This window comes from Prochlorococcus marinus CUG1415, from assembly GCF_017696015.1.
GTDB lineage: Bacteria > Cyanobacteriota > Cyanobacteriia > PCC-6307 > Cyanobiaceae > Prochlorococcus_A > Prochlorococcus_A marinus_AE.
Map to the genome: position 1 here is coordinate 385,471 of NZ_JAAORL010000002.1, position 20,587 is coordinate 406,057.

The 20,587-nt window shown below is 32.7% G+C and carries 25 protein-coding genes; 9 read left to right on the plus strand and 16 right to left on the minus strand.

Features of this window, described 5'->3' with window-relative positions; translation table 11 throughout:
• Nucleotides 1–39 precede the first annotated feature (39 nt).
• The gene (gene groES / locus HA143_RS08255) at nt 40–351 is read right to left on the minus strand and encodes a co-chaperone GroES (RefSeq protein ID WP_011820918.1); all 312 of its coding nucleotides are present in this window, start codon (nt 349–351) and stop codon (nt 40–42) included.
• 219 nt (nt 352–570) lie between these two features.
• Here groES and atpD point away from each other — a divergent pair, with 219 nt between their 5' ends.
• Nucleotides 571–2,031, plus strand: a complete 1,461-nt coding sequence (atpD, locus tag HA143_RS08260; RefSeq protein WP_209085910.1) for a F0F1 ATP synthase subunit beta — start codon at nt 571–573, stop codon at nt 2,029–2,031.
• Nucleotides 2,032–2,071: 40 nt separating this feature from the next.
• Nucleotides 2,072–2,476, plus strand: coding sequence for an ATP synthase F1 subunit epsilon (gene atpC, locus HA143_RS08265; protein WP_209085913.1), 405 nt, complete (start codon nt 2,072–2,074; stop codon nt 2,474–2,476).
• Nucleotides 2,477–2,479: 3 nt separating this feature from the next.
• On the opposite strand, the gene HA143_RS08270 is transcribed toward atpC, so the two are convergent.
• The 3 genes from HA143_RS08270 to HA143_RS08280 form a co-directional block, all read right to left on the minus strand.
• Nucleotides 2,480–2,956: a 30S ribosomal protein PSRP-3 gene (locus HA143_RS08270; RefSeq protein ID WP_209085922.1), complete on the minus strand. Its 477-nt coding sequence runs from the start codon at nt 2,954–2,956 to the stop codon at nt 2,480–2,482.
• 105 nt (nt 2,957–3,061) lie between these two features.
• Nucleotides 3,062–3,220, minus strand: coding sequence for a hypothetical protein (locus HA143_RS08275; protein ID WP_209085925.1), 159 nt, complete (start codon nt 3,218–3,220; stop codon nt 3,062–3,064).
• A gap of 54 nt (nt 3,221–3,274) precedes the next feature.
• Entirely contained in the window at nt 3,275–4,600 is a 1,326-nt protein-coding gene (locus HA143_RS08280) for an aminopeptidase P N-terminal domain-containing protein (RefSeq protein WP_209085928.1), read from the minus strand.
• Nucleotides 4,601–4,674: 74 nt separating this feature from the next.
• Between HA143_RS08280 and HA143_RS08285 the strand changes: the two genes are divergently transcribed.
• Genes HA143_RS08285 through HA143_RS08300 form a run of 4 tightly spaced genes read left to right on the plus strand, consistent with a single transcriptional unit; the run spans nt 4,675 to nt 9,176 of the window.
• Nucleotides 4,675–5,652: a CNNM domain-containing protein gene (locus HA143_RS08285; protein ID WP_209085942.1), complete on the plus strand. Its 978-nt coding sequence runs from the start codon at nt 4,675–4,677 to the stop codon at nt 5,650–5,652.
• A gap of 3 nt (nt 5,653–5,655) precedes the next feature.
• Entirely contained in the window at nt 5,656–6,897 is a 1,242-nt protein-coding gene (locus tag HA143_RS08290) for a GTP-binding protein (RefSeq protein WP_209085944.1), read from the plus strand.
• A gap of 6 nt (nt 6,898–6,903) precedes the next feature.
• Nucleotides 6,904–7,482 (plus strand): nicotinate-nucleotide adenylyltransferase, encoded by a 579-nt coding sequence (locus HA143_RS08295; protein ID WP_209085947.1) that lies wholly within the window; start codon nt 6,904–6,906, stop codon nt 7,480–7,482.
• Entirely contained in the window at nt 7,479–9,176 is a 1,698-nt protein-coding gene (locus HA143_RS08300) for an NAD+ synthase (RefSeq protein WP_209085950.1), read from the plus strand. Before HA143_RS08295 ends, HA143_RS08300 begins: the two co-directional genes overlap by 4 nt.
• Here the strand turns inward: HA143_RS08300 and HA143_RS08305 are convergent.
• From HA143_RS08305 to HA143_RS08355, 11 genes are all read right to left on the minus strand, one after another.
• Nucleotides 9,173–10,231, minus strand: coding sequence for a DUF3326 domain-containing protein (locus tag HA143_RS08305; protein WP_209085952.1), 1,059 nt, complete (start codon nt 10,229–10,231; stop codon nt 9,173–9,175). The two genes, HA143_RS08300 and HA143_RS08305, sit on opposite strands and share 4 nt — an antisense overlap.
• A 28-nt stretch (nt 10,232–10,259) precedes the next feature.
• A complete protein-coding gene (locus tag HA143_RS08310) occupies nt 10,260–10,451 on the minus strand; it encodes a hypothetical protein (RefSeq protein WP_209043550.1) in 192 nt (63 codons plus the stop codon).
• Nucleotides 10,448–10,774, minus strand: coding sequence for a 2Fe-2S iron-sulfur cluster-binding protein (locus HA143_RS08315; RefSeq protein WP_209085954.1), 327 nt, complete (start codon nt 10,772–10,774; stop codon nt 10,448–10,450). The genes HA143_RS08310 and HA143_RS08315 overlap by 4 nt, the downstream gene beginning before the upstream one ends.
• Before the next feature lie 16 nt (nt 10,775–10,790).
• Complete coding sequence (locus tag HA143_RS08320; RefSeq protein ID WP_209085956.1) at nt 10,791–11,741, minus strand: F0F1 ATP synthase subunit gamma; 951 nt, start codon at nt 11,739–11,741, stop codon at nt 10,791–10,793.
• 19 nt (nt 11,742–11,760) lie between these two features.
• Nucleotides 11,761–13,278: a F0F1 ATP synthase subunit alpha gene (atpA, locus tag HA143_RS08325; RefSeq protein WP_209085958.1), complete on the minus strand. Its 1,518-nt coding sequence runs from the start codon at nt 13,276–13,278 to the stop codon at nt 11,761–11,763.
• A 30-nt stretch (nt 13,279–13,308) separates the two neighbouring features.
• Nucleotides 13,309–13,851 carry an ATP synthase F1 subunit delta gene (gene atpH / locus HA143_RS08330; protein WP_209085960.1) on the minus strand — a complete coding sequence of 181 codons (543 nt, stop codon included), beginning with the start codon at nt 13,849–13,851 and terminating at the stop codon, nt 13,309–13,311.
• A complete protein-coding gene (locus tag HA143_RS08335) occupies nt 13,851–14,363 on the minus strand; it encodes a F0F1 ATP synthase subunit B (RefSeq protein ID WP_209085972.1) in 513 nt (170 codons plus the stop codon). The genes atpH and HA143_RS08335 overlap by 1 nt, the downstream gene beginning before the upstream one ends.
• Nucleotides 14,360–14,821 (minus strand): F0F1 ATP synthase subunit B', encoded by a 462-nt coding sequence (locus tag HA143_RS08340; protein WP_209085975.1) that lies wholly within the window; start codon nt 14,819–14,821, stop codon nt 14,360–14,362. The genes HA143_RS08335 and HA143_RS08340 overlap by 4 nt, the downstream gene beginning before the upstream one ends.
• A 68-nt stretch (nt 14,822–14,889) precedes the next feature.
• Nucleotides 14,890–15,135: an ATP synthase F0 subunit C gene (gene atpE / locus HA143_RS08345; RefSeq protein ID WP_002805169.1), complete on the minus strand. Its 246-nt coding sequence runs from the start codon at nt 15,133–15,135 to the stop codon at nt 14,890–14,892.
• A gap of 165 nt (nt 15,136–15,300) precedes the next feature.
• Nucleotides 15,301–16,026 (minus strand): F0F1 ATP synthase subunit A, encoded by a 726-nt coding sequence (gene atpB / locus HA143_RS08350; protein WP_011863567.1) that lies wholly within the window; start codon nt 16,024–16,026, stop codon nt 15,301–15,303.
• Between the two features lie 22 nt (nt 16,027–16,048).
• Nucleotides 16,049–16,525 carry a hypothetical protein gene (locus HA143_RS08355; protein ID WP_209085977.1) on the minus strand — a complete coding sequence of 159 codons (477 nt, stop codon included), beginning with the start codon at nt 16,523–16,525 and terminating at the stop codon, nt 16,049–16,051.
• A gap of 268 nt (nt 16,526–16,793) precedes the next feature.
• Here HA143_RS08355 and HA143_RS08360 point away from each other — a divergent pair, with 268 nt between their 5' ends.
• The 3 genes from HA143_RS08360 (at nt 16,794) to HA143_RS08370 (ending at nt 20,055) form a co-directional block, all read left to right on the plus strand.
• Nucleotides 16,794–18,029 carry an FtsW/RodA/SpoVE family cell cycle protein gene (locus HA143_RS08360; RefSeq protein ID WP_209085981.1) on the plus strand — a complete coding sequence of 412 codons (1,236 nt, stop codon included), beginning with the start codon at nt 16,794–16,796 and terminating at the stop codon, nt 18,027–18,029.
• An 82-nt stretch (nt 18,030–18,111) separates the two neighbouring features.
• Entirely contained in the window at nt 18,112–18,768 is a 657-nt protein-coding gene (locus HA143_RS08365; protein ID WP_209085983.1) for a cytochrome c biogenesis CcdA family protein, read from the plus strand.
• Nucleotides 18,769–20,055, plus strand: a complete 1,287-nt coding sequence (locus tag HA143_RS08370; RefSeq protein WP_209085985.1) for a cytochrome c biogenesis protein ResB — start codon at nt 18,769–18,771, stop codon at nt 20,053–20,055.
• On the opposite strand, the gene queF is transcribed toward HA143_RS08370, so the two are convergent.
• Nucleotides 20,052–20,462 carry a preQ(1) synthase gene (gene queF, locus HA143_RS08375; RefSeq protein WP_209085987.1) on the minus strand — a complete coding sequence of 137 codons (411 nt, stop codon included), beginning with the start codon at nt 20,460–20,462 and terminating at the stop codon, nt 20,052–20,054. The two genes, HA143_RS08370 and queF, sit on opposite strands and share 4 nt — an antisense overlap.
• Between the last annotated feature and the right edge of the window lie 125 nt (nt 20,463–20,587).

Sequence of the window (20,587 nt, forward strand, 5' to 3'; positions counted from 1 at the left end):
ATTTAGTAATAAGTTTTAATAATTTTTGAAACAAACATTTTAGCTTACAACAGCTAAAATATCTTTTTCTGAGAGCAAGACATATTCATCTCCTCCCAATTTAATGTCTGTTCCAGCATATTTGCTGTACAAGACTTTATCGCCAATACTCACTTCTGGAGTTTGTCGAGAGCCATCGTCATTTAGTTTCCCAGGGCCTACCTGAGCAACTTCTCCTACTTGTGGTTTTTCTTTAGCTGAATCAGGCAAAAGGATGCCCCCAGCAGTTTTTTCCTCAGATTCGGAAACTTTAATAAATATTCTATCTCCCAGTGGTTTTACTGTAGAGACTGTAAGTGAAACAGCTGCCATAGATTAATGGAGGATCATGATTGAGACGCTGTGCGTCATAAAAATGGAAAGAGAGATTCTCTATCCTTGTCATCAACAACATAAACGGCGAAGCAGCAATTAAACCATACTTCAACTGTGCGGTTGGCCGAACCCATTTAACGAATCTGCCCATGAGGTGGTATTATTTTCGGATTATGAGCTGTTTAAAATCAGCTATTCATCACCAATCAATAAACAATGGTAGCAACTCCATCAACTTCATCCCAAACAAAAGGCGTAGTTCGTCAGGTAATTGGCCCAGTTCTAGATGTCGAATTCCCTGCCGGGAAATTGCCTAAAATATTAAATGCTTTACGAATTGAAGCAAAAAATCCTGCCGGACAGGAAATAGCCCTCACTGCAGAGGTTCAACAGCTACTTGGTGACCATAGAGTTAGAGCAGTGGCAATGAGTGGCACAGACGGGCTTGTGAGAGGCATGGAGGCGGTCGACACAGGAGCACCAATATCTGTACCTGTTGGAGAAGCAACTTTAGGAAGAATATTTAATGTTTTAGGAGAACCAGTAGACGAACAAGGTCCAGTAAAAACTAAAGCTACTGCGCCAATTCATAGATCTGCTCCAAAATTAACTGACCTAGAAACTAAACCAAAAGTTTTTGAAACTGGAATAAAAGTTATCGACCTTTTAGCTCCTTATAGGCAAGGAGGAAAAGTAGGATTATTTGGAGGCGCTGGTGTTGGAAAGACCGTTCTTATTCAAGAGTTAATTAATAACATTGCTAAGGAGCATGGTGGTGTCTCTGTTTTTGGAGGTGTAGGAGAAAGGACCAGGGAGGGAAACGATTTATATGAAGAATTTAAAGAATCAGGAGTTATCAATGCAGATGATTTAACACAATCAAAAGTTGCCCTATGCTTTGGACAGATGAATGAGCCTCCTGGTGCAAGAATGAGAGTAGGCTTGTCAGCGCTTACAATGGCTGAACATTTTAGAGATGTAAATAAACAAGACGTTCTACTTTTTGTTGATAACATTTTTAGATTTGTTCAAGCTGGCTCTGAAGTATCAGCTTTACTTGGAAGAATGCCTTCAGCTGTTGGATACCAACCAACACTAGGCACTGATGTTGGTGAATTACAGGAAAGGATTACATCTACATTAGAAGGTTCAATAACATCCATTCAGGCTGTTTATGTACCTGCAGATGACCTGACTGATCCTGCTCCAGCAACAACCTTTGCACATTTAGATGCTACTACTGTGCTTGCAAGAGCTCTTGCAGCTAAGGGAATTTATCCGGCAGTTGACCCATTAGACTCAACCAGTACAATGCTGCAACCATCGGTTGTTGGAGATGAACATTACAAAACTGCTAGAGCTGTTCAATCAACTTTGCAAAGATACAAAGAACTACAAGACATTATTGCGATTCTTGGTTTAGATGAACTTTCTGAAGAAGATAGACTAACAGTCGACAGGGCTAGAAAAATTGAAAAATTCCTTTCACAACCTTTCTTTGTAGCCGAAATATTTACAGGAATGTCTGGCAAATACGTAAAATTAGAGGATACAATTGCTGGTTTCAACATGATTTTGTCAGGCGAATTAGATGAATTACCCGAACAGGCATTTTACTTGGTTGGAAACATTGATGAAGTCAAAGCAAAGGCTGAAAAAATAAAGTCAGATAAATAAATATCTAAATATATATTTAACCTTCAATAATTTAAAATTAATGGCAATTTCTCTTAAAGTTTTAGCTCCTAATAAAAATGTTTATCAAGGCGAAGCTGAAGAAGTAATTCTTCCTAGCACTACTGGTCAACTAGGTGTGCTGCCAGGACATATTTCTTTAGTTACCGCTATAGATATTGGCGTTTTAAGACTAAGAATGAATTCTCAATGGAAATCAATAGCTTTAATGGGGGGCTTCGCTGAAATTGAATCAGATGAAGTCATAGTTTTAGTAAACAATGCAGAAATTGGATCTGAAATTAATGTTCAAAATGCTGAACAAGATCTGAAAGAGGCAAAATTAGCAATTAGTAAATTCTCTGAAAATGAAAAAAATCCAGAGAAATTTAAGGCTCTTAAAGAGATTTCGAAGGCTGAGGCTAGGATTCAAGCGGCTAAAAACTAATTTTTAAGCAGTGCCACAAAAAGTTACCTCAGGAAACTTTATCTTGGCTTCTTCTAATTTTTTTGTTTTACCCTCTTCTTGCCAATAATTTATTACTTCTGTAGCTTTATTTAAAATTTCAACTCTCTCATTATCTGTAATCCAACCTTTATTCTCTAGTTCGCTTTTTAATTTTTCCCAAGCATCATCTCTTGGCCAAAAATAATAAGCAGTTAGAGGACTAGGGCCTCCTCCTACTATTTGATCAACAGCTAAAGCCACATTATCAGGTAACCATAATACTTTAATAATGAATCTTCCTTCGTCAGGTTTGGGAGTATAACCCATAGGTACTCCATCCTCATCAATTTTGGCAGCAGCTAATACAGCTGAAGCACCCATCATTCCTGTATTGGGAGAAGAATTTTTAGATTTTGGATAATCACTGTTTTCTTCCTTTTTTTCTGTTGAATTTTGATTTAACTTATCTGATGAGGTCATTCACTTAATTATGTTCAATAAATAATTTATCAGTTTATGGACACATTTTGATTGATTGATTCAAAATTTCTTGATTTTAATTATTGCTACTTTTCTAAAAAAAATTTATCTATCATGTGAAACTTGATAAAAATCATAAATTGCAGCTTCTAATGAATCCCAAAGATCTTTAGGGATATCATTTTCTTCTGCAAACATTCCAAGTTGACTGGCCAAACCTCTTGCTTGAGAAAGTTTAGAATCATACGAATCTGATTTATCCATTTTTAAAATTTAAACTTTATAAAAAATAAATCTATTAACTAAATAAGTCAAATATTAAAATTCTAAATCAGAAATTTCTTTGAGTGCAGCAATACTTAAAATTTCTGGGTTTTTATCTTTAACCAGAACATCATCTTCAATTCTTATCCCAATACCTTTCCACCTTTCATCAATGCTGGGTTGTCCCTCAGGAACTGGTATCCTGTCACTAATATAGATACCAGGCTCTACAGTAAGAATCATTCCATTCTGTAATGGCACTTCATAGTCTCCCATTCTGTATGCACCTACGTCATGAACATCTAAGCCAAGCCAATGTCCAGTTCTATGCATATAAAGATGTTTATATAATTGATTATCAATTAACTCCTCAGTACTCCCGGACAATAAACCAATTTCTTTTAAACCTTCTATAAGGATAGTTAAAGCTACATTATGCACAGTACTAGAATTTGATCCGGTTACAGCACTTTTAATTGCAGTTTTCTGAGCACTCAATACAATTTCATAGATAACTTTTTGCTCTTTGGAAAATTTACCGCCTATTGGAATGGTTCTTGTTATGTCTCCGTTGTAATAATCGGTTAATGAGCAGCCAGCATCTACTAACAACAAATCTTCCTTATTCAAAGGTGAGTTATTTGAAGTGTAATGCAGAATACATGCATTATCTCCTGAAGCAACAATAGAATTATAAGCAGGTCCTCTCGCCCCTTTTTCCAAAAAGAATCCCTCTAAAAGGCCTTGAATTTGTCTTTCATTTTTCTTAGATGAGATAGATTCTCTTACTAGTTCATGAGCTTCTGCTGAAATTTGTATAGCCTCTCTCATTCTCTTAATTTCAAATTCACTTTTAATTAATCTCATCTCATTTAAATAAATTTCTGGCGATTTTATAGAATTTGCACCAAACCCAAATCTTGAGCGATTTTCAAGTTGTTGTGAAAATATCTCCAGTACTATTTTCTCAATTGATGGATACTTACCAATTGAAAAAACGAGTTCATCAGAACCATTTATATAACCAGGCAGTAAATCTCTTAGTTCATTGATTGAGTGAGCTTTATCAGCCTTAAACTCTTTTTCAGCACCTTCTAAACCCCATCTAAAGCCATGCCAAACTTCACTAATTACATCTTTAGGAGCAACAAACAAAATAAATCTCTCTCCCTTTGGCTTATGAGATAAGAAAATGGCGACTGCATCCGGCTCATCAAAACCAGTTAAATACCAGAAATTACTATCTTGTCTAAAAGGATATTCACAATCTGCATGATGTTTTACAAGATTAGCCCCTGGAATAATAGCAGCCTTTCCATCTAATTTATCCAAGAAAATTTCTCTTCTTTCTTCAAATACTCTAGTATTAGGGTTAAACATAAATTCTGTATTGGCGTGTTTTTAAAAAAGATGGAAGAATGAACTAAAAGATATTTAGTATCTAATCTATTTTAATGGAACCAAGTGTTTACGGTTTAATTTTACTTATATTTATTATCTTAATTGGGTCAGCATGTTGTTCTGGAGTAGAAGCGGCTTTTTTAGCCGTAAATTCAATTAGAATTTTAGAAATTGCCTCAAAACAGAAGCCTAAAAGTTCTGCGAATCAACTCCTTAAACTTAGAAAACATCTCGGGAGGACTTTAACTGTAATTACAATTACTAATAATGGCTTCAACATCATTGGAAGTCTTATTTTAGGCGTATACGGTGCATTTGTAATAAATAGTAATTATGGCTTAACCCTGTTTTCAATTGTTTTTTATATTTTAGTTGTCTTAGTTGGAGAAGTACTACCCAAAGCTCTTGGTACAAAATTTTCAGTGCAAATAGCATTATTATCCGTTCCAATCCTAAGAATATTAAATAGTTTAATGAGACCATTCTTAATATTAATAGAGCAAATATTTCCAGTTATTACTGCAGAAAATGAAATTTCAACTGATGAAGAAGAAATTAGACAAATGGCAAAAATTGGAAGTCAGAAAGGTTTGATAGAAGATGATGAAGCAGCAATGATATTTAAGGTTTTTCAACTAAATGATTTAAAAGCTAAAGATTTAATGATTCCTAGGGTATCAGCACCTTGTCTTGACGGGTCTTCGAATCTTGATGAAATTAAAAAACTTATAATGTCAGATACCTCCCCATGGTGGGTTATTTTGGGAGATAAAGTTGACAAAATACAAGGGGTAGTTAAACGTGAAAATATGTTAGCAGAATTAATTAATGGGGAAAATAAAAGATTATTATCAGAAATTTGCGAACCTGTGGACTATATTCCCGAAATGATTAAGGCAGATCAATTATTAACAAGATTTGACAAGAATCATAAAGGAGTAAAAGTAGTAGTAGATGAGTTTGGGGGATTTGTGGGAATTATTGGAGCTGAAGCTGTGTTGTCTGTATTAGCTGGTTGGTGGAAAAAATAAATCATGACTCAATTGAAGATTAATAAAAACTATTTACTTTTAAAAAAATGGTGGGAGACTATAGATCTTACCAACTATGAAAAAAGTTTTTTTAACAAAGAAATAATTTCTTTTAACCAACAATTGTTTAGGCTAAAAGAAAAAAAATTAAGAATTGGCGCATATGGTAAATCAGGAGTAGGCAAATCTTCAATTTTAAACTCTTTATTGAAAGAAGACATCTTCAAAACAGCTATAATCAATGGTTCTACAAAAGAAATACAAGCACAAGAGTGGGGCTTTAAAGATCAAACGCTCAAAGGTATAGAGTTACTTGATTCGCCAGGATTTGATTTCTGCAATAATAAATTCCCAGATAAAATCAACTCTTATATAAATCAAACAGATCTTATTTTATTTGTAGTTGCAGGAGATATTAATAGAAATGAAGTAAGCGAAATCAACTCCTTTATTAAAAATGGGAAAAAAATTATTTTAATTTTAAATAAAATCGATCTTGTGAACAAAACTGAATTAAAAGAAATAATAGAAAATATAAAGTTTAAACTTCCAAAAGAGTTACATATTCCCGTAATTATTAATCATGAAAACAATATTAAAAACTACATAACAAAAATAATAAATCAATATGGAGAAATACTATTAATACTAAATTCTCTTCAGTTAGCTGACAAATTGTTTTTACAGATAAAAGAGCAACGATTAAAAAGAAGACAGAAATTAGCTCAGTCTACTATTGGTAAATTTTCGACCATAAAGGCATCGGCAGTAGCTCTTAATCCTTTTGTTTTATTTGATATTGCTGGTAGTTTTGCATTAGATACTGCATTAATTAGCGAATTAAGTAAAATTTATGGCTTAAATCTGAAGGGCGAATCTACAAGAAAAATATTTAAAAATATATCTATAAATAATTTATTTTTGGGAGTAACTCAAGTTGGTATCAATACTTCTTTCAACATCATTAGGAAATTAATTTTTTTAACAGCACCCTTCACCCACGGGCTATCATTATTACCCTATGGACCTATAGCAATCATTCAAGCCGCAATCGCAATTCATTCAACAAAAATCCTTGGAAAATTAGCAGCTAAAGAGATATTTAGAAGAAGCAAAGTTTCTTATATAGAACCTTTTATTATGCTCGAAAATATAACTTTTAAAGAACCAGAAATACTTAACCACATTAATATTTATTTATCAAATAGGAATATAAATAGTAATTTTGTGAGTTTTCTACCTTAATTTAAAATGGGACAAAGCATTGCTTTATTTGGTACTAGTGCAGATCCACCAACCATCGGTCATAAAAAAATTCTTGAAGAATTATCCAAAGTTTATGATTTTACAGTTAGTTATGTAAGCAACAATCCCAACAAAAAGCACAAAGAAAATATATCAATTCGTAGCCATTTGTTAAAAACTTTGATTGAAGATTTAGATAATCCCAAAATTTTATTTAATCAAAGAGTGAGTAGCCAATGGGCAGTGGAGTCAATCAAGAATTGCAAAAAAATTTATGAATTTAAAAAATTAGATTTTGTTATTGGGAGTGATTTAATTAAAGATATTTTTTGCTGGAAAGACTTTGATAAAATTATTAAGGAAGTAAGTTTCTTAATAATTATTAGAGATGGATATCCTGTTGAATCAAGTGCTCTTAAAATGTTAGAAACTTATAAAGTGAAATTTAAGATTTCAACCATCAAAATCCCAAACATTTCAAGTTCTAAGTTCAGGTTAAACTTTAATTATTCTAATTTACCAAAATCATTAATAGATATTGTTAAGAAGAATAATTTATATGAATCCACTAAATTAGTTGAATGAAGTTTTTACTTGCTCAAATTAATCCAATTGTTGGAGATTTAGAGGGCAATGCGAAAAAAATACTTTATATTGCTTCGAAGGCTTGCTCAATTTCTGCTGATTTTGTTCTCACTCCAGAATTTTCATTATGGGGATATCCAGCCAATGACTTACTTCTAAAAAAAAATTTAATCAAAAATCAATATCAAATTCTTGACCAACTAGCCTTAGATATTAAAAAAAAATATGGGAACTTAAGTATCACAGTTGGGATGGCAGAGATCATAAATGATTCTTTTTTTCCAAATCTCTATAATTCTATTGCGTTACTTGAGGGTGGCGAATGGAAAATAATAGCACGTAAAATTATACTGCCTACTTATGAAGTATTTGATGAGAAAAGATACTTTAGATCAGAACAAAAAGTTTCCGTATTGATAAAAAAAATCAAAAATAAAACTTGGCGACTTGGTATTACTATATGTGAGGATTTATGGGTCAACAAAGATATAGAAGGAAGAGGAATTCATAAAAAAAATCCTATTACTGATTTAAAGAACAAAAAAGTTGATATTTTAGTGAATTTATCAGCCTCCCCATATACCTTCAAAAAGTTAGAGCTAAGATACAAAGTTTCCAGTTTTGCTGCTCAATATCTTCAAGTGCCCTTGATTTATGTAAACCAGATTGGAGCAAATGATAATTTAATTTTTGATGGAAATAGTTTTATTCTTGATAAGAATGGATCTAAAATTAAGCAATTAAAATCTTTTTCAGAAGACATCTCCAGTTGGGAAATTGAGAAAACAAAACCCGAAAAAAATCAATATGTACACTGTGAAATGTCATCAATTTTTGATGCATTAGTCCTTGGTGTTAAGGATTATGCTAAAAAATGCGGATTTAAAACAGCTTTAATCGGATTAAGTGGTGGTATTGATTCAGCACTAGTTACAGCAATTGCTACAGCTGCTCTTGGCAGTAATAATATTTATTGCATCTCAATGCCTTCTAAATGGAGCTCATCTCATTCAAAAAATGATGCGAAAGATTTAGCGAGGAGATTAAAAATAAATTTCAACAGTATCCCAATTTCAAACCTCATGACCTCTTTTGAAGAGTCTTTTACAAAAACCTTAGATTTCGAAATGGCTGAAATAACAAATCAAAATATTCAATCAAGGATAAGAGGTACGCTTCTGATGGCTTTAGCAAATCAAGAAAAGCATTTATTACTTTCAACAGGTAATAAATCTGAACTAGCCGTAGGATATTGCACTCTTTATGGTGATATGAATGGAGGATTATCTGTAATAGGGGATTTATATAAGAGTAATGTTTTTAAATTATGCAATTGGCTTGATAGTAAAAATTCAATTAATCATAGAAAATCATATATGTTAGATATTCATGCAAATATAATTGGAGATAAGATACGTAAAAAAGCTCCAAGTGCCGAATTAGGGCCTGATCAATTAGATACTGATTTTCTCCCACCTTATTCTATTTTAGATAATATTCTTAAAGGAATTATTGAAGAGAAAAAAGATTTAAAACAACTTGAAGAAGATGGTTATAAAAAAGAATTAATTTTAAAAATAATCTCTCTTATAAACAAAGCAGAATTTAAAAGGAAACAGGCTCCTCCAATTCTAAAACTAAGCAGTCAATCCTTGGGAAGTGACTGGAGGGTTCCTATAGCAATATCTTATTAATCACCATAAGGACATTTTTGGATTTTTTTTAAAGGCCGTTTAATTGAATTAAGATTAATACCTTTTTTAATAGCAAGAATTATGCCTGCTGCTTCTAAATAATTATTCACTTCAAAAAGATTAGGATAATCAAAAAACTCATTAGTCACTTTTAATGTATTTTGATTTCTTACAGAAATAATATTTAAACCTTTTTCAATCCCTGCCAGTACTGCTTCTCCACCTAGCGCCCCATAAGGAACTACCATAGATTCAATTTGATTAGGATGTAATGATATTGTTTCCTGTATATTAGGCAATTCAACAATATCAGGCGCATTACTTAAACCAATCAATACTGATGGTAAAAAGGTATATCCAATTTCCTCTGCAGCAGCCCGAGGATCTAAATTCTCATTCAACTCAATTGGATCTAATGCTGGTGCATGAGCACAGGGAACTTTTAAGAATTTACTAATTAGATGACTTATGACCGCCTCGACTCCAGAAATAGGGTCAACTCCTTTCCCTTCTCGATAAATATTTGTTTCTAAAGAATCTGAATCATCTGAAAATTTTGCCACAATTGCTATTGCAGTAGCTCCTTTTTCTATTAAACATTTACCAGCCTCAATTAGAGTATCAGGATTTTCAATTATGCCGCCACTAATTTTTAAAGAGTCAGAGTCAAAAACTATGTTTAATGGTTTTTTTGTAACCACATAAGAATGAACGTTAATTCCTAAAGTAGAAACACACGCATCAGCGACTTGTAAATGTCTTACTAATATTTCTCTTTCAATTCCTGAATCAAAAATTATTCCAATTTTCTGTTCCTTGACCTTTTTTAAACCAATTTCTCCCTTAGCAAGTCGATCTAAACTATAACCCTCAACATAAAAAATATTTTGATCTTTTTCAGAAAGGTTACCACCATTCATAACATTTGGATGAGTAATTAAACATCCACTTGCCGATGCTAATAATTTAGCCGTAGGAAGTGCATCCCCAGCAAAACCTCCTATCTCGCAACCTATACCAGTTGGCACAATAAATATTGTTGGTGAAATTTCCATTAATAAAAATCTTTCAATTTATATTCTTTCAATTAGCTAAGACAGCTTTAATTTTAAGTTTTTTCGTTCCAAAAGAGTCAATAGAATTTTGAATATCTACAATTGACCATCGAATTACATCACCTTTTTTTTCTAAATTTGCAATGATAAATTCCCTTAAGTTTTTTAATTTTATTGACACTGGCCAATCCAAATAAAAATCAACTGAACTTAATTTCATTTTTGATACTTACCAAATTGATCATTATATAAATCATCTTCGACCTCTTTACCAATAACAATATCCAAATCTGACTTAGGATAAGCCACGCACAAAAGTGAAAAGCCTTTTTCCCTCAAGTCATCATTTAATCCCATTGCATCCTCTTGATCTACAGATCCTTCCAATATCATGGATGCACAATCTGTACAAACTCCTGAACAACAACTATTTGGTAAATCTATTCCATTCATTTTTGCCGCTGAAATAATATCTTGATCTTCAGAACATAAAAAACTAAAAGTCTTTTGCTCAAATCGAACTTTGATATTGTATTCAGCCATATTCTTAGTATTCTTCCTAAACTGCTGAACCTCCCACAACTTCTAATATTTCTTGAGTAATAGCAGCTTGTCTGGCTTTGTTATAGGTTAGATTCAAAGTACTTGCTAATTCTTTAGCATTATCACTAGCATTATTCATAGCAGTCATCCTGCATGCGAGTTCTGAAGCTGCCGACTCTTGAAGAGCTCTTAGTACCTGATTCTGTAAATATAATGGTAATAACGAATCTAATAGTTGATCAGGACTTTGTTCAAAAACAATATCTGATGGTAACTTCTCTGAATCACTTTGATCAATATTTGATTTCTCAACAAGTAACTTACTATCTTTTGTAGTCAACCTAAAAATTTCATCATTTTCCTCAGCAATACCTTGAGGATCTAGTGGCAATAATGTTTGAACGACAGGGGCGCAACTAACTAGAGTTATGAATTTCGTATAAATAATTTCTACCCTATCAGAATTTTCCGAAAGAAATTCAGCTAAAATCTCATTTGTAACTCCCTCAGAGTCCTTGGCTGTCGGTACCTGTTCCAGCTCTTTAAATGTGCTTTTAATTGTGTATCTATCTTTCCTATTTTGGAAATAACCTATTGCCTTTTTACCAACTAAGATCAAATTTGGTTCATAACCTTGTTTAATCAGCTCTGCATACCTAATTTCCACCTTCTTGATTATGTTGGTATTGTATCCTCCACATAATCCTCTATCAGCAGTTATGCATACCAAAGAAATTGTTTTTACATCTCTTTTTGATAGAAGAGGAGAATCCACAGCTTCAAACTGAACTCTAGATTGAATATTTTCTAAAACCCGAGCAAGTTTATCTGCAAAAGGCCTACTCTTAAGAACTTGATCTTGTGCCCTCCTAACTTTTGCAGCTGCAACTAATCTCATAGCTTCTGTTATTTTTCGTGTATTTTTAACAGAAACTATTCGATCTCTAATTTCTTTAAGATTTGCCATGATATTCCCTTAAATAAATTTAAACTGTGGCAAGCATTGAAGATTTAACTTCATTAATCACCTCTTTGAGTGTTGCTTCTAAGCCATCATTCAATTTCTTCTCTTTAAGAATCTCCTCAATAAATTCTGCTTTGTTTAACTTAAGATATTCTCTTAGTTCAGCAGCAAATTTAGTTACATCTTCCACTGGAACTTCATCAATAAGGCCCTTAACACCTGCATAAACAACAGCAACTTGTTCAGCAAGATTTAATGGTGAGAATTGTGCTTGTTTTAGTAACTCTCTTAATCTTTTCCCTCTTTCTAGTTGTTGTTGAGTTGCTTCATCAAGATCAGAAGCGAATTGAGAGAATGCTGCTAATTCATCAAATTGAGCTAATTCTAATTTAAGAGTTCCAGCAATTTTCTTAATTGCCTTTGTTTGAGCAGCTCCTCCCACGCGGCTAACAGAAATACCAACATTAATAGCTGGTCTTAATCCTGAGTTAAATAAATCTGCACTCAAGAATATTTGTCCATCTGTAATTGAAATAACATTAGTTGGAATATAAGCAGAAACGTCACCTGCCTGAGTTTCAATAATTGGAAGAGCTGTCATTGAACCGCCGCCCATATCATCAGATAATTTTGCTGCCCTTTCAAGTAATCTGCTATGACAATAAAAAACATCTCCAGGATAAGCTTCTCTTCCTGGTGGTCTTCTCAAAAGGAGAGACATTTGTCTATAAGCCTGAGCTTGTTTTGTTAAATCATCATAAATAACTAATGTTGCTTTGCCTTGGTACATAAAGTGCTCAGCAATTGCAGCACCAGTATAAGGTGCTAAGTATTGTAGAGCTGCGGCTTCAGAGGCTCCTGCACTAACAACAATAGTGTAATCAAGAGCTCCTTTTTCTCTTAAAACCTCAACCACATTTGCTACAGATGCTGACTTCTGACCAATAGCCACATAAACACAAACTACGTCTTGACCTTTTTGGTTGATTATTGTGTCAATAGCAATAGCAGATTTTCCAGTTTGTCTATCGCCAATAATTAATTCTCTTTGACCTCTTCCCACAGGAATCATTGCATCAATAGATGTGATACCTGTTTGCATTGGTTCATGTACTGATCTTCTCTTGATTATTCCAGGAGCCATTTCTTCGATCAATCTAGTATCACTAGTCGGGATTTCCCCTTTCCCATCTATTGGTTGTCCTAAAGGGTTAACAACTCTCCCCTGCATTGCCTCACCAACTGGAACAGATGCGATTTTACCTGTTGACTTAACGTTGCTTCCTTCTTGGACGCCAAGTGCCTCACCCATTAAAACAGCACCAACATTATCATCTTCAAGGTTCAAAGCTATACCTTCGGTACCATCCTCAAATTCCAACAACTCACCTGCCATGACCTGATCTAAGCCATATATTCTTGCAATGCCATCACCGATTTGCAGAACAGTTCCTACATTGCTAACACTTACAGATTGGTCATAATCAGTTATTTGTTGTTTTAAGATTGAACTGATTTCATCAGGGCGTATAGATACCATGGATTTAAGAATTTAAGTTTGATTTAAAAGTTACTTGGAAAGTGACAAACCAAGTTTTCTAATTTGTGAAGCAAGGGAAGCATCAATTACTTTTGATCCTACACTGGCGACGAAACCACCAATAAGAGATGGGTCAATTTTAGTTACAAGTTCTAATTTTTCAGTTCCTGCTATATTGACGATCTTTTGGGTAATTAAACCTTTCTGTTCATCAGTAAGCTCGACTGCTGAAGTAACAGTTGCCAAAGCAATATTACTATTTTCTCGATAAATCTCTAAAAACCTTTCAAGAATAGAAGTAAGAATTCCAATTCTTTGCCTATCGGTCAATAATTTTAAGAAATTCAGTAAAGAAGAATTTACCTTATTTGAAAAAATTTCAATAATGATTTTCTTCTTAGCATCTGTCTCTAAAACAGGAGAGGAAAGTGCCTTTCCCAATTCAGGGGAATCATTTAATAATTCTAAAAGTTGTTTAACCTCAGATACAATCTCTTCAGTTTGCGAATTTTCATTCACAACTTGAAGTAATGCCTCTGCATATGGTGTAGTAACTGAATTTAAAAGTGGCATTAGTTCACCTCAATATTGTTAATTGATTGAGTTACCAAATTTTCTTGTGTTGTTGTATCAAGTCTATTTGGGAGAGAATCTAAAGCTTTCTTAATTGCCAATTCAACAGCTTCTTTTCGAAGTTGAGAAATTGCTCTGGATGCTTCAGAGCTCTCATCGGAAATTGCACTTTGTTTAATTCGTGCCATCTCTTCGATTGCTTTTTTCTCACTTTCCATTTTGATTGATTCAGATCTTTTGAGAGAATCTGCTTTTATTTGAGAAGCTTTTTCTTCTGCTAAAGATAAGTCTTTCTTTGCCTTCTCTAAAGCTTGATTTGCATTGAGAAGTCGATCTTCAGCATCTTTTAATTCAAGAAGAATTCCTTCTCTTCTTTTTTGAAGCATTTTACCTAGGAAACCAGGCAAAAATTTATAAAGGCCAAAAACCACTACAGCCCAATTAAGGATATTAGTTTCGAATAAATCGAAATTCAATCCAAAACCTTCTGTAGCTAAAAGAGTTAAATTCATTTTTCTATAATCAGTCTATTAACAATAAGTTCGCTTAAATCATCAGCCTGTTTAGAAAGTTGATCACGAGCAGCAGATGTCTGACTTTCAATTTCTAGTCTTGCTTTTTCTTTTGAAGCATTTGCTTCATTGTTAGCAAGTTCTAGTGCTTCTTTATAAAGCTTATCAGACTCATTCTCAGCTTCGCCCACAATTCTTTGAGCTTCTGAACGAGCACTTTGAAGCTGAGTCATTAAATCAGCTTCTAATTTTTTAACCTCTGAAAGCTTATTTTTGGCCTCAATAATATTATTACTTACAAACTTTTCTCTTTTTTCAACAACGTTGCCAACAGGCTTAAAAAAGAGAGAATTTAATATGTAAGTGAGAGCAACTACTTGTATCGCCATTAGTGGCAAAGTGGCATTTATATCAAATAATCCACCTTCTGTAGCACCAAAAAAATTAAAGGCCAACATATGATTCAGTTGAAGTTAAAAAATTAAATTTAAATATTGCTAATAAGGAGTAGAAGCAATATTAACTTTTAGGAAAAAGGATTCGCAAAAAGTAGTACCAAAGCCACAACTAATCCGTAAATTGTTAATGACTCCATAAAAGCGAATGATAAAAGAAGAGTACCTCTGATTTTACCTTCAGCTTCTGGTTGACGGGCTATACCCTCAACAGCACCTTGAGCTGCGTTACCTTGTCCAAGACCTGGGCCAATAGCACCTAGACCAACTGCTAAGCCAGCAGCTACAACTGATGCAGCGGAAGTAATCGAATCCATAATTTTGAAATAAAGAGCTTAATACTTGTGATAAATCTTTTTTGTCATACACGCTTGGACATCCTTTCATTTAAGAATGGGTCTGATATTTTCAGACCTACGCGATTAGATATTTTGCCAGATTACAGACCCTTTGTAAAAGCGTCTGAATGTATTGGAAGACAGCTAATGATGTTCTTCAACAGCTTCTCCAATGTAGTAGGCCGCTAAAGTTGCGAAAATCAATGCCTGAATTGCACTAGTAAATAATCCTAGGAACATAACAGGTATTGGTAGAATTAGTGGAACTAAGAAGACTAGAACACCAACAACAAGTTCATCAGCCAAAATATTTCCAAATAGCCTGAAAGAGAGTGATAAAGGTTTAGTAAAGTCCTCTAGAATTTTAAAAGGAAGCATAATCGGAGTTGGGTGAACATAGTATTCGAAGTATCTCCAACCCTTGTTGCTTAAACCAGCATAGAAATAAGAAAGTGAAACCAATAAAGCCAAAGCTATTGTTGTATTGATATCTGCAGTTGGTGCTCCCAACTCTCCACTTGGCAACTTAATCAATCTCCAAGGAATTAAAGCTCCTCCCCAATTACTAACAAAGACGAATAAAAATAATGTACCTATAAATGGCATCCAATCTCTATAAACTTTTTCACCTATTTGAGTCCTAGCAAGATCTCTTATATAATCCCAGAGAAACTCAAGCAAGTTTTGAAGGCCTTTAGGATCATTTTCCATTTTTTTAGTTCCTAAAGAAATAAAAACTAATAACGCTCCTAATAAAATCCAAGATGTCAAAAATACCTGCCCATGAAGTCTGATATTTCCAATTTGCCAATAAAGATGTTGACCAACTTCTAATGCTGCAAAATTTGTTAGCAGGGAATTAAAGAACATTTGATTTGAATAAAAAATTTACTTAAGAACGTGAAAAATAAAGAATGAGTGAAGGTTTATAAATAAAAAAACCTATCATTGCAGGAAAAATATCCAAAGATCCTAGCTTGCTAGCAAAAATAAAGAGGCAAACTGGAACTAATAGTTGCAATTTTGATACACCTGTTGATTCTTTACCAAGTTTTCCTACATTTTTAGCGAGCAAACGTAAGTAAAAAATACCGGCAATTGCACCTATAAAAATACTAAAACCAAAAGTAAATCCGAGAAAAATTCCAGTTATTGATGCTAATAAAATAGAAACAATAAAAGTAATTCCAAAAATTGTTAATTGCAATTTTGTGTATTCATCATTTTGAGAAAGTAAATTATCTATTTGATTGGCGATGCCAGATCTACTTTCCTTGATGATTGAATTATCCAGGGATTGAGCAAATTGAACATTCTCATTAGAAGGATGCTCAACTTTTTTTCTATTTGAGTCCACTGATGTGAACATAGTTTAGAAATCCTCTCTTAAATGGTTTGAAGTAAGTATATAAACTCAGGGAATCTATCACGGAGAGGGGCCTTTTAGCTAGTTTTTTTTTATAAAAAATTAATTCTTAAGATTTATGATGAATCTATAGACCATTTTTTACTTTATTCTTCAAGAATAAATCTCATAAAAAAGTCATAATATTAATTGACTTACAACTTAAAACGTTAATAAAAGACTTGGCAAAATCTGAATTAAACGTCTCAATAGTGTATATACATCTAAAAAATTGGAGATAAGTCAAGAAAAAATAGAATATAAAAGAATTTCTAAAAGAAAAAAAACCCTTAGTTCTGATAACAAAAAGAATCAAAGCAATTTAATAGAATCTATATTTCCCTTACCTTGGACAATATGGCCTTATGAGGCAAAAATCCTAGTTATGCTCGTTGGAATTTGGTCAATATTAGGAATATTTATTCTAGGATCATCAAGTTGGTGGGTGGCTAGTAGAGAAATGGGAAATTGGGCTTACTTCTTAAAGAAACAAATTATTTGGACAATTCCAGGCATTGGTCTATTTTATTTGGTTCTTAATACGAACATTAGAAGTCTTTTAAAGTGTTCAAAAATTATTTTTTATATTTTATTCTTTTTGATTTTCCTAACCAATATTACTGGAATTACGGTGAATGGATCTTCAAGATGGCTATTACTAGGGAATTTACGTCTGCAACCATCTGAATTAATTAAACCTTTCCTAATTTTAGAATCTTCAAACCTTTTTGCTCATTGGAATCTGATAAAGAATGATAAAAAACTAATTACAATAACATCATTTGGTTTATTAATTTTATTAATACTAAAGCAGCCTAATTTAAGTACTGCATCATTAACTGGAATTCTTTTTTGGGTTATGGGTTTATGTGGAGGCGTAAAACTTAGCTCTCTTAGTTCATTTGCCTCATTTGGATTAATTACTGGATGTATTAGTATCCTCAATAACGAATATCAAAAACTTAGAGTTACTTCATTTATTAATCCTTGGAAAGATCAACAAGAAAGTGGATTTCAATTGGTTCAAAGTTTATTAGCCATAGGTTCAGGTGGTCTATTTGGCCAAGGTTTTGGGCTTTCTATACAAAAATTACAGTACCTACCATTTATGTACACAGATTTTATTTTTGCCATTTTTGCGGAGGAATTTGGTTTATTGGGTTGTACTTTATTCTTAGGTTTTTTAGCAGTTTTCTCTTATATAAGCCTAAGAATTGCTCTTAAGTGTAGAAACAACTATACAAAATTAGTTGCTATCGGATGCGGTGTATTGTTGACAGCTCAATCAATAATGCATATTGCTGTAGCCACGGGTTCAATGCCTACTACAGGCTTACCCCTACCCTTCATTAGTTATGGTGGGAATTCATTAATCGCATCTTTTTTTATTGCAGGGATGTTACTTAGATGTTCATTAGAATCAACAGGATTCATAGGTATGATGAGTACACGAAAGACTCTTCATTAGTTAGAATTTAAAAGAATTCAGCCAAGCTATCGAATCATTTAATTTATTTATTTCAGAATTATCTCAAAAGGGTAATCTGCTTATGCAGAATGGTCTAAATAGTCCAGGTCCATTTACTATATTTTTGGTTTTCAGCGCAGGACTTTTAACAAGTCTTGGGCCATGCTCATTATCATTACTTCCAGTCACAATTGCTTATATAGGAGGAACAGAGGAGAATAAATTTAAACTTATTAGTTTTTCAGGAGGAGTCGTTTTTTCACTCGTTGCACTTGGGGCTGCTAGTGGATTCTTAGGTAAAATATACGGTCAAATTCCATCTTATTACACTTCGTTTGTTGCCCTAATAGCAATAATAATGGGTTTAAATTTACTGGGGATTCTAAAGTTTCAGTTCCCGAATGGACCTGATTTAAAAATAATTGAAAATAAAATACCATCATTTCTAGGACCTTTTGCGATAGGAATTACTTTTGGATTAGCCTCTTCACCTTGCATTACTCCAGTTTTGGCTACTCTTCTCGCTTGGGTATCGCAAGCTAAAAATCCGACGATCTCTATTATTGTTTTATTCTTCTTTGGAATAGGCCAAGTAACTCCATTAATTGTCGCAGGGGCTACTGCAGAAAACTTAAAAAAATTTTTAGAACTTAGAAAATTTAGTCAAATAATTCCCACCTTAAGTGGGATATTTTTAGTTTCCCTAGGATTATTAAATTTATTTTCAAATTGGATTTAAATGATTATTTTTAAGAATTTAATTTTAAAAATATCAAGTTTAAGATTCGCCATATCGCTAATAATCTTCATAGCCATTTCAAGTGGCATAGGAACTTTCATCCCTCAAGGTAATAATAAAAAATTCTATATTGATATTTTCGATGATGCTCCTATTTTTGGACTTTTAAATGGAGATAATGTCTTAAGACTTCAATTGGATCATATATATACAAGCTTCTGGTTTTTATTTTCATTAATTCTTCTTTGCATTTCTCTTTCAGCTTGCAGTTTTAGGAGGCAAATCCCTTCTCTAAAAGCTTCATTAAAATGGATTGAATATGATAGTGAAAAAAAATTTAGCAAACTACAATTAACTTCAAGTCACCAAATCAATGAAGACGAAGATCAACTATCACAAGCTGATTTATTACTTAAAAAAAGAGGATGGAAAACATACAAATTTAAAAGTCATATATCTGCAAGAAGGGGTTTAATTGGAAAAGTCGGACCTTTAGTTGTACATATTGGATTAATAGTCTTACTTATAGGTTCAGCATATGGAAGTTTTACAAGTGAATCAAAAGAACAATATTTGTTGCCTGGAGAAAGCTTGAATCTTATCAATGAGAGTACAAACTCAAAAGCTAATGTGAAATTAGTCGATTTTTCTATAGAACGAGAAAGTGATGGTATACCAAAGCAGTTCGTTTCAAAGTTAGATTTTTCTTCTGAAGATTTAAAATCGAATGAAATCAAAACTGCCAAAGTTAATCACCCAATTAGGTTTAAAGGTTTAACTATTTATCAAGCTGATTGGGCAATATCAAATATAGTTTTAGAAATAGATAATATCCTTTATCAATTACAGCTAAAGGAGATTCCTGAAATAGGCAATCAAGTTTGGGGGGTTTTAGTTGAATTAGGTTCAGAGACTAAAAAAAATTTCCTTTTAACCATAGACAATGAAAATGGTCCACTTACAATTTCCAATATAGAAAATTTTTCCGAGAATATTCTCTATATCAATGAAGATCCCTTGGAAGTTAACTTTTCAAAATTATCTTTAAAAAAAATAATACCCAGCAGTGGATTAATTATTAAAAATGATCCGTCTGTGCCATTTATTTACTTTTCTTTCATCTTAATAATTTTTGGAACAATAATAAGTCTTATACCAACCAACCAATTATGGATTCTTGTAAATAAAGAAACAAAAAAGTTATCCATTGGAGGTCTAAGCAATAAAAATCTAGTTGGTTTTAAAAAAGAATTTTTAAAATTATCAGAAGAAATAAAAAATTTTTAAATTTTTTTCTGTCCACTAAAAATATCCAACTGCATAGAAACATTCCCTCTTGGATTAAATGCAGCATTTAAATGTATCCAGTGCGGTGAGCCTGAACTCAATAAATCATCCATAATTCTATTAACAACTTCCTCGTGTGATATTTTTATATCTCTAAAATTATTGATATAAAGCTTTAAAGACTTCAACTCATAAACTCTCAAATTAGGTTGATAAATAATATTTAGCTTTGCAAAATCTGGATAACCAGAAAAGGGGCACTTACAAGTGAATTCAGGTAACTGAATAGAAATTTCATAAATTCTTTTCTTATTTGGATTCTCGAAACAAATTATTTTTGATTCTTCAATAATTCTTTCACCATATAGTGGTTTTTGTGTCGAATCATCTAATTTAGCTGTACTCATTTTTAGTAGAACTTATTTACTAAACCTATATAAAAAGATCAAAATCCGCAAAAATCTCAAGAAGCTTAAGTATTACAATTAACTCAGTCAAAAACTGTTAAATCTTATTTTTGTATCAATAGTAA